Raw genomic sequence first — 8,999 nt, 5'->3', positions numbered from 1 at the left:
GTAGAGGTAGGGACGACTCAGGTGTTCTTCGCCGGTGAAGGCCAGGACGTCGAGGTGGGCGTCGACGCCGGAAATTCGCAGGGTGTGGCGGCTGTGGTCGAAGAAGGTCGGGCGTGGATCAGACATGTTGATGGCCGCCCACAGTCGTTTGCATGACTCGTTTCAGGGCGGGTGATGAATAACACACGACGCGTATTGCGCTGTGTTGATCGATGGCTGTGTTGGTGTCCGGACGAGGTGAACTCATGGATTGCCCCTGGAAATCCACGCTCATGGCGCGTGGTTTTTAATGTCGAGGGGACCAGATTGGCTCACGGCGAAGGGCAGATACCATAGGCAAACCGCCCGTTCTGAAAATTCAGAAGCGTCCTATAAAGGTGCCTTCTTCTTCCTTAGGACGTTGCCTACAGGGAGCCCATTTCTTGCGCAATAAGCAGGGAAGGGGAGGGGTTATTGGCCATTTGTCGTCAGCCCCTCGCCTGAAATGAACTTGCCGCTCTTTGATGTTTCCGAGCAAAAGGGCCATCCAGCCTGCTGACGGCTGCAAGCCACCGGTCAAGCCAAGGATCGGGGTAGCGTTCAGAGCGTTGTGGCTCTTCCAGAATGACGAATCCGGCATTTCTTTAAAGGACTAAATCATGACCATCGATAGCACGAAACTGAATTCCCATACCGTAAGAACCGGCCCTGGCACCGTCCAGGTCGACCTCACCGGCCAGTTCGATGATGCCCAGAGCATCACTGTCCAGTCGGACGGCAAGATACTGATTGGCGGCTATACCGAGTACCTTGCATGGGGGTACCCCGGGGCGCCAGGTGAGGAAAGCTACGGTTACGAACAGAACCATTCTGTTATCCGCCTGAATGCGGATGGCAGCCTGGACACCCGCTTTCACGAAGGTGGCGTCGATACAATACCGGCCGCGACAGCCCCGGCGTCCCACTATGAGCTGACGGCGGTGCAGTCCGATGGCAAGGTGCTTGTCGCTGTGGCGTTGAACACCGGCATACAGGTGGAACGCTACAACAGCGACGGGACGCGCGATGCTGGCTTTGGCCAGAACGGCGTCATGACGGTCGACATCGCCCATGACTTCAAGGATATCGACCTGACGGCCAATACGGACGGCACCTTTCAGGTCAGTGCCCGCGGGTTTGACCAGGCGACCGTGACCAAGGTTGGCAATGACGGCAGCTTGTTCGACGGCTTCGGCAACCATGGCGTACTGACCGTCGACATTTCCGAAGACCCGTTCTTCAACGGCGGGATCTCCACTGCCGTGCTGGCGGATGGAAGCGTTGTGGTCGGGGCTGCCTACAACGCCGCTGGTGTGGGCGATCCGACGTTCGCCTTGCAGCGTTTCAACGCCGACGGTCAGTTGGACACCCGTTTCGGTGACGATGGCGTCCTGCATTTGAGCGCCGCCATGGGGTTTGGCGAAGACTCGGTGGTCACCGTGCAGGCTGACGGCAAGATCATCGTGATGGGCCATGGCGAGGGCGATAGCTTGGCTACCGTGGTGCGGCTCAACGCTGACGGATCCTTCGACAGCAGCTTTGGCAGCAATGGCTCGGTGACTTTTGAAGCCGACACGCCGGTGGCGTTGACGGTACAAGCCGATGGCAGGATCTTGGCTGCCGGCACGAACAGCGGAGATTTCAATGTCATCCGCCTGAACGCCGACGGCAGCCTGGACACCAGCTTCGGCAGCCAGGATGGCAAGCTCCACGTGGACGGGTACGCTGGCGAGGAAATCCTGCGCGGCACCGATGCTGCTGAAATCATCCATGGCCTGGCGGGTGATGATGTGCTGCAAGGCGACGGCGGGCGTGACCTGTTGCAAGGTGGCTCAGGCGCGGACATCTTCCGTTTCACCGAATTGAGCGACAGTTTCCGCACCGCCACGCTGAACAGCAGCGACCGCATCCAGGACTTTAATGTCTCCGAGGACCGCATTGACCTGATCGGCTTGGGCTTCACCGGGATTGGCGACGGGCACCACGGTACCTTGGCCATCCAGGCCAGCGCGGACGGCACCCGCACCTACCTCAAGAGCTTCGACGCCGATGCCGACGGGCAACGTTTTGAACTGGCCCTGGACGGTAATCTGGTCGGGCAATTGAACAGCACCAACCTGGTGTTTACCGCGCCCACCGTCGATGGTACGTCTGCCAACGATACGATCACCGGTTCAGCCTTGTCGGAGATCATCCGTGGCCTGGACGGCAATGACCGTATCAACGGCGGCGCCGGAGCGGATGTCATCATCGGCGGCGCGGGCGCCGACCGTCTCAACGGCGGAGACCGGGCCGACATTTCGTTGTGGACGGACAATCGGGAAAACGCCGACGTGTTCCGCTATCTCTCTACCGAGGACAGCTACCGGACTGACAGCCAGAGCTTTGCCGACCTGATCGAAGGCTTCACGGTTGACGACAAGATCGATGTGTCGGCGCTGGGCTATACCGGCTTCGGAGAGGGCACGGGCGCTACGCTGAAGTTGGTTTACAACCAGGCATTGGACCGTACTTACCTGAGGGATGCGGAGGCGGACGCGCAAGGCCATTCGTTCCAGATTGCGCTGGCTGGGGATTGGCGGGAAAGCCTGGGCGAAGACAACATGGTCTTTGCTCCCGCAGCGGCGCCTGACGCCGGATTAGGTCTGATCGGGGTGGCGCCAGATGTCGATCAATGGCATTTGCTGAGTTGACGGGCACAAAAAAACCGCGTGGCAGACAGACGCTGCCACGCGGTTTTTTTCACTTAGACGTTAAAGCGGAAGTGCATCACGTCGCCGTCCTTGACGATGTATTCCTTGCCTTCCAGACGCCATTTGCCGGCTTCCTTGGCGCCTGCTTCGCCCTTGTACTGGATGAAATCCGAGTAGGCGATGACTTCGGCGCGGATGAAGCCTTTCTCGAAGTCGGTGTGGATGACGCCGGCGGCTTGCGGGGCGGTAGCACCCACGCGAACGGTCCAGGCGCGGACTTCTTCGACACCGGCGGTGAAGTAGGTCTGCAGGTGGAGCATTTCGTAGCCAGCGCGAATCACGCGGTTCAGGCCTGGCTCCTCCAGGCCCAGGGCCTCGAGGAACATGTCTTTCTCTTCACCGTCGTCCAGCTCGGCGATTTCCGCTTCGATCTTGTTGCAGACCGGAACGACCATGGCGCCTTCTTCTTCGGCAATGGCCTTGACCACGTCCAGGTGCGGGTTGTTCTCGAAACCGTCTTCAGCGACGTTGGCGATGTACATGACCGGCTTGGTAGTCAGCAGGTGGAAGCCCTTGATCACCTGTTTCTCGTCGGTGCTCATGTTCTTCATCAGGCTGCGCGCAGGCTTGCCTTCGGTGAAGTGGGCGATCAGCTGTTCCAACAGGCCTTTCTGAACGACGGCGTCCTTGTCGCCACCCTTGGCGTTTCGAGCGACTTTCTGCAGTTGCTTCTCGCAGCTGTCGAGGTCGGCGAAAATCAGTTCCAGGTCGATGATTTCGATGTCGCGCTTCGGGTCGACGCTGTTGGAAACATGAATCACGTTCTCGTCTTCGAAGCAGCGCACCACGTGGGCGATGGCATCGGTTTCACGGATGTTGGCCAGGAACTTGTTACCCAGGCCTTCGCCTTTCGACGCACCGGCCACCAGGCCAGCGATGTCGACGAATTCCATGGTGGTCGGCAGGATACGCTTGGGATTGACGATCGCCGCCAAGGCTTCCAGGCGTGGATCGGGCATCGGCACGATGCCGCTGTTCGGCTCGATGGTGCAGAAGGGGAAGTTCTCGGCCGCGATCCCGGATTTGGTCAGGGCGTTGAACAGGGTGGACTTGCCGACGTTAGGCAGGCCGACGATGCCGCAATTGAATCCCATGGTGTTTCCCCTCGGATAAGTGTCAGGCCTTCTGGCTGTGCAGGTTTTTCATCGCGCGGTTCCATTCACCGGCGAGGATATCCGGCAGCACGCCGAGGGCGAAGTCGATGCTGGCATCGAGTTTTTCCTGTTCGGCGCGAGGCGCACGACCCAGGACAAAGTTTGAAACCATACTGGCGACGCCCGGGTGGCCGATGCCGAGCCGCAGGCGGTGAAAGGTATTCTGATTACCCAGTTGCGCGATGATGTCGCGCAACCCGTTGTGACCGCCATGGCCGCCGCCCTGCTTGAGCTTGGCAACGCCCGGAGGCAAGTCGAGTTCGTCGTGGGCCACCAGGATTTCTTCCGGCTTGATGCGAAAGAAACCGGCCAATGCCGCCACGGCCTGGCCGCTGCGGTTCATGTAGGTGGTGGGAATCAACAGGCGAACATCCTGACCCTGGTGCGAAAAGCGCCCGGTCAAGCCGAAATATTTGCGATCGGCGGCCAGGCTGACGCCTTGGGCGTGCGCGATGCGCTCAACAAAAAGGGCCCCTGCGTTATGCCGGGTCTGTTCGTATTCGGCGCCTGGATTACCCAGGCCAACGATCAGTTTGATGGCAGTCACGATAGGGGCCCTTCCTGGAGTGGTGGATAACATGTCGCGTCAGGCGGTGTGGCGACAACGAACGAAATTGCGGATCTACCGTTAAGTAAACTTCGCGTTCTTGCCCGTTGTCTCGCTACGTTCCAGTCCGCGATGTTTCCGGTCACTCCGGCGACAGAGTGAAATTACTCTGCAGCGCCTTCTTCAGTAGCTTCTGGAGCAACACGTGGAGCGTGGACGTTGGCAACAGCCTTGTCATCACCGTGAGCCAGGGCAACAAACTCAACGCCTTTAGGAGCCTTGAGGTCGGACAGGTGAATGATCGTGCCGACTTCGGCGTCAGCCAGGTCGACTTCGATGAATTCAGGCAGGTCTTTCGGCAGGCAGGAAACTTCGATTTCCGAAGTCACGTGCGAGATCTCGCCGCCTTTCTTGACCGGAGCAGCTTCGTTGATGAAGTGCACTGGAACAACAGCAGTCAGCTTCTGACCGGCAACAACGCGGACGAAGTCAGCGTGCATCACGTGGCCTTTGGCCGGGTGACGCTGCAGGGCTTTGATCACGACGTTTTGCTTGGTGCCGCCAACGTTCAGCTCGATGATGTGGCTGTAGGCCGCTTCGTTTTCGAGCAGTTTGGCAACTTCTTTGGCCAGCATGCTGATGGACTCAGGGGCTTTGTCGCCACCGTAGACTACAGCTGGAACCAGGCTTGCGAGACGACGCAGGCGGCGGCTCGCACCTTTCCCCAGGTCGGAACGCACTTCAGCATTCAGAGTAAAATCGTTCATGTTGTATCTCCAAAATAGCCATTTCCGAATGACGTCTGCGACCGACGCCAAAGCGGTATGGGCAAAAAAGCCCCGCCCCAACATGAGTGTTGGGGCGGGGCGCTTTTCGTCAACGAGACATTCAGGAAAGGGCAGGGCCCTTAGCGGAACATCGCACTGATCGATTCTTCATTGCTGATGCGGCGAACCGCTTCGGCAACCACCGGTGCGATATCCAGTTGGCGGATACGCGCACAGGCTTGTGCTGCAGCGGACAGCGGGATGGTGTTGGTCACCACCAGCTCGTCCAGCACGGAATTTTCAATGTTTTCGATCGCCCGACCGGACAGCACTGGGTGCGTGCAGTAGGCGAAAACCTTGGCAGCGCCATGCTCTTTCAGGGCCTTGGCCGCGTGGCACAGGGTGCCGGCGGTATCGACCATGTCATCGACCAGAATGCAGGTACGCCCTTCGACATCACCAATGATATGCATCACTTCGGAGTGATTGGCTTTCTCACGGCGTTTGTCGATGATACCCAGATCAACGCCCAGGGATTTGGCAACGGCCCGTGCGCGCACGACGCCGCCGATATCCGGGGACACGATCATGAGGTTTTCGAAGCGCTGATCTTCAATGTCATCCACCAGGACCGGGGAGCCGTAGATGTTATCCACGGGAATATCGAAGAAGCCCTGAATCTGGTCAGCATGCAGATCGACCGTGAGTACACGATCGATGCCGACTACGGTCAGCATATCGGCCACGACTTTCGCGCTGATAGCCACACGTGCGGAACGCGGACGGCGATCCTGACGGGCATAACCAAAGTAAGGAATAACAGCAGTGATACGAGTAGCCGAGGAGCGGCGGAAGGCATCAGCCATCACGACGAGTTCCATCAGGTTATCGTTGGTCGGAGCGCAAGTCGGCTGAATAATGAAGACGTCTTTACCGCGAACGTTTTCATTGATCTCGGCAGTGATTTCGCCGTCGGAGAACTTACCGACAGAAATGTCACCGAGAGGGATATGCAGCTGACGTACGACACGCCGAGCCAGATCGGGGTTGGCGTTCCCCGTAAAGACCATCATCTTGGACACGCGCAGTACCTGAAGGCTGAGGGTATACCTGGATGAGTATAGGAAAATGGCAGGGGCGGCTGGATTCGAACCAACGCATGGCAGGATCAAAACCTGCTGCCTTACCGCTTGGCGACGCCCCTGTATCTGTTGCTGCGAGTGCCCAGCACTCGATTCCTTTTAGAGCAGACTTTGCAGCTTGCGATGCAACATCGAAACGTTGCTTCCTTTCGCTACAAACCCTGTAAGGGTCTCTGTCAGAAGGGCCGAGACTTTATCAGCTTCAGCTTTGCTTGGGAAGCCCCCAAACACACAACTTCCAGTTCCGGTGAGTTTTGCTTCGGTAAAATTACCTAACAAATTCAATGCGTTACGAACATCTGGATAACGCCTTGCTACCACCGGTAAGCAGTCATTTCGACTGTTTCCCTTGGGAACGGGGCGCACTTTAATGGGAGGAGAGTTACGTGTCAACAGTGGATCTGAAAAAATTTCTGCTGTACTTACAGATACTTGCGGCACCAGCACCAGGTACCAGAGTTCTTCGGGTTCCACCGGCGTGAGTTTTTCCCCCACGCCCTCGGCAAAAGCCGCGTGGCCACGCACGAAAACCGGCACGTCGGCGCCCAGCGTCAGGCCCAGGGCCGCCAGGCGATCCATGTCCCAGCCCAGTTGCCACAAGTGATTCAGGCCCAGCAAAGTCGTCGCCGCATTCGAGCTGCCGCCACCGATACCGCCGCCCATGGGCAGGATTTTTTCGATCCAGATATCGATGCCCAGCGAACAACCGGATTGTTCCTGGAGTTGTTTTGCGGCCTTGACGATCAGGTTGCTGTCGTGGGGAACGCCAGCGAATTCGGTGTGCAAGCGGATCACGCCATCGTCGCGCACGGCGAAAGTGATCTCGTCGCCGTAGTCCAGGAACTGAAAGATTGTCTGCAGCTCGTGGTAGCCGTCCGGTCGCCGGCCGAGGATGTGCAGCATCAGGTTGAGCTTGGCCGGGGAGGGCAGCGTCAAGCGTGTCGCGCTCATGTCATTGCCCCAGCTTGCGCGGCTGCCATTGCTTGATGACCAGCGTGACGTCGAGGTTGCTGCCGTGCAGCTTGATGCGCTCCGGCAACCAGTAGCCGTTCTGCTGGGCATAGCTGAGGTATTCGATCTGCCAGTCGTCCTGCTCCAGGTTGGACAGGCGACTGTCCCCGTCGAGGGTCAGGCGACTCTTGCTGTCCGGTGCCGGGAGGCCGCGAACCCACCAGGTCAGGTGCGACACGGGCAGCTTCCAGCCCAATTGCTCTTCCAGCAGCGCTTCAGGCGTCGGCGCCTCGTAGCGCCCCTGGTTGGCGACTTCCAGCGAAACCTGGCCCGGCCGGCCGGTCAAGCGTGCGGCGCCACGACCCAGCGGCCCGGAGAGGCGAATGTCGTAGTAATCCTGGCGCTGCAGCCAGAACAAGGTGCCGCTGCCCGAATCCTTCGGCGCGCGAATACCGATCTTGCCGTCGATCTGCCAGCCATCGAGGCCACTCAATTGTTGCTTGTGCTCGCGCCACTGGGCCTGGTTGCCCTGGCCCTGGACGGATTCACGGGCGCCGAAGCCCGCGCAGCCGGCGAGCAGAGCGATGAAACTGAAAACAATGAAATGGCGCAAAAACATAATCTTAAAGAGTCTCTGATCCGGTCAGGCGTTTAATGGTGCTGCGCAGGATGGGGCTGTCGGGTTGTTCCTTGAGGAACTTGTCCCAGATCTGCCGGGCTTCGCGTTGTTTTCCGTTGGCCCATAACACTTCACCCAGGTGAGCGGCGACCTCCTGGTCCGGGAATCGCTCCAGGGCCTGGCGCAACAGGCGTTCGGCTTCGTCGAGATTGCCCAGCCGAAAGTTCACCCAGCCGAGGCTGTCGAGTACCGCCGGGTCTTCCGGGTTGATCTGGTGCGCCTGCTCGATCAGCACCTTGGCTTCATCGTAGCGGGTAGTGCGATCCGACAGGGTGTAGCCAAGGGCGTTGAGGGCCATGGCGTTGTCCGGGTCGCGCTGGATGATCAGGCGCAGGTCTTTCTCCATCTGGGCCAGGTCATTGCGTTTTTCCGCCAGCATGGCGCGGGTATACAACAGGTTCAGATCGTCCGGGTATTGCTTCAAGGCTTGTTGCAATACGCCCCAGGCCTTGTCGCCCTGGTTGTTGGCCGACAGGGTCTCGGCCTCGATCAGGAAGAGCTGGATGCCATAGTCCGGCTGGGTGTCGCGCTGGATGGCCAGGCGACTCTGGGCCTCGGCCGTCCTGCCGTTGCCGATCAGGATGTCGGCCTGGCGCAACTGCGCCGGCAGGTAATCATTGCCCGGGCCGACCTGGGCGTATTCGATCAGGGCGCTCTCGGGGTCGTTGCGCTCCTCGGCGATGCGACCGAGGTTCAGGTGGGCCGAATCGACGTGGCTTTCCCGAGCGATCAGGTCTTCCAGATAACCCTTGGCCTCTTCCCAGGCCTTGGCTTCCAGGCAGACCAGTGCGAGGGAATAACGCAGGTCATCATCCTCCGGGTACTGCTGCACCAGGCTGGAAAATTCGACCTTGGCGTCGTCCATGCGGTTGTTCTCGACCAGCATGCGCGCATAGGTAAGGCGCAGGCGTTTGTCGTCCGGATATTTCTTGATGCTTTTTTCCATCAGCGGCAGGGCTTCGTCGCCGCGGTTCATGCTTTGCAACAG

General features: G+C 59.2%; 8 protein-coding genes and 1 tRNA gene. 1 reads left to right on the top strand and 8 read right to left on the bottom strand.

What is annotated here, in order from left to right; all coding sequences use genetic code 11:
* The first annotated feature begins 638 nt into the window (after positions 1 to 638).
* Positions 639 to 2,711, top strand: a complete 2,073-nt coding sequence (locus tag OC610_RS15305; protein ID WP_264428792.1) for a calcium-binding protein — start codon at positions 639 to 641, stop codon at positions 2,709 to 2,711.
* Between the two features lie 53 nt (positions 2,712 to 2,764).
* Here the strand turns inward: OC610_RS15305 and ychF are convergent, their stop codons facing one another.
* The 8 genes from ychF to OC610_RS15265 form a co-directional block, all read right to left on the bottom strand.
* A complete protein-coding gene (ychF, locus tag OC610_RS15300; protein WP_217860324.1) occupies positions 2,765 to 3,865 on the bottom strand; it encodes a redox-regulated ATPase YchF in 1,101 nt (366 codons plus the stop codon).
* A gap of 22 nt (positions 3,866 to 3,887) precedes the next feature.
* Entirely contained in the window at positions 3,888 to 4,472 is a 585-nt protein-coding gene (gene pth / locus OC610_RS15295; protein WP_003185374.1) for an aminoacyl-tRNA hydrolase, read from the bottom strand.
* 164 nt (positions 4,473 to 4,636) lie between these two features.
* On the bottom strand, positions 4,637 to 5,239 hold the full coding sequence (locus OC610_RS15290; protein WP_207966248.1) for a 50S ribosomal protein L25/general stress protein Ctc: 603 nt from the start codon (positions 5,237 to 5,239) through the stop codon (positions 4,637 to 4,639).
* Between the two features lie 140 nt (positions 5,240 to 5,379).
* Positions 5,380 to 6,321 (bottom strand): ribose-phosphate pyrophosphokinase, encoded by a 942-nt coding sequence (locus tag OC610_RS15285; RefSeq protein ID WP_003171603.1) that lies wholly within the window; start codon positions 6,319 to 6,321, stop codon positions 5,380 to 5,382.
* A 47-nt stretch (positions 6,322 to 6,368) separates the two neighbouring features.
* Positions 6,369 to 6,443: transfer RNA gene (locus OC610_RS15280), tRNA-Gln, on the bottom strand.
* A 37-nt stretch (positions 6,444 to 6,480) separates the two neighbouring features.
* Positions 6,481 to 7,332, bottom strand: a complete 852-nt coding sequence (gene ispE / locus OC610_RS15275) for a 4-(cytidine 5'-diphospho)-2-C-methyl-D-erythritol kinase (protein WP_264428786.1) — start codon at positions 7,330 to 7,332, stop codon at positions 6,481 to 6,483.
* Position 7,333: 1 nt separating this feature from the next.
* The gene (lolB, locus tag OC610_RS15270; protein WP_264428784.1) at positions 7,334 to 7,951 is read right to left on the bottom strand and encodes a lipoprotein insertase outer membrane protein LolB; all 618 of its coding nucleotides are present in this window, start codon (positions 7,949 to 7,951) and stop codon (positions 7,334 to 7,336) included.
* 4 nt (positions 7,952 to 7,955) lie between these two features.
* Positions 7,956 to 8,999: tetratricopeptide repeat protein (locus OC610_RS15265; protein WP_264428782.1), on the bottom strand; the 1,044-nt coding region annotated here is incomplete at its 5' end.

The sequence above is a fragment of the Pseudomonas agronomica genome, assembly GCF_025917275.1.
In the GTDB taxonomy this organism is placed as follows: Bacteria; Pseudomonadota; Gammaproteobacteria; order Pseudomonadales; family Pseudomonadaceae; genus Aquipseudomonas; species Aquipseudomonas agronomica.
Note: the sequence above shows the minus strand (reverse complement) of the source record. Positions and strands in the feature narration are given on the sequence as shown.

Excerpts from the sequence above, each read along its gene's own strand:
- OC610_RS15305 (WP_264428792.1), top strand. The coding sequence starts at position 639 with ATGACCATCGATAGCACGAAACTGAATTCCCATACCGTAAGAACCGGC.
- ychF (WP_217860324.1), bottom strand. The coding sequence starts at position 3,865 with ATGGGATTCAATTGCGGCATCGTCGGCCTGCCTAACGTCGGCAAGTCC.
- OC610_RS15290 (WP_207966248.1), bottom strand. The coding sequence starts at position 5,239 with ATGAACGATTTTACTCTGAATGCTGAAGTGCGTTCCGACCTGGGGAAA.
- ispE (WP_264428786.1), bottom strand. The coding sequence starts at position 7,332 with ATGAGCGCGACACGCTTGACGCTGCCCTCCCCGGCCAAGCTCAACCTG.
- lolB (WP_264428784.1), bottom strand. The coding sequence starts at position 7,951 with ATGTTTTTGCGCCATTTCATTGTTTTCAGTTTCATCGCTCTGCTCGCC.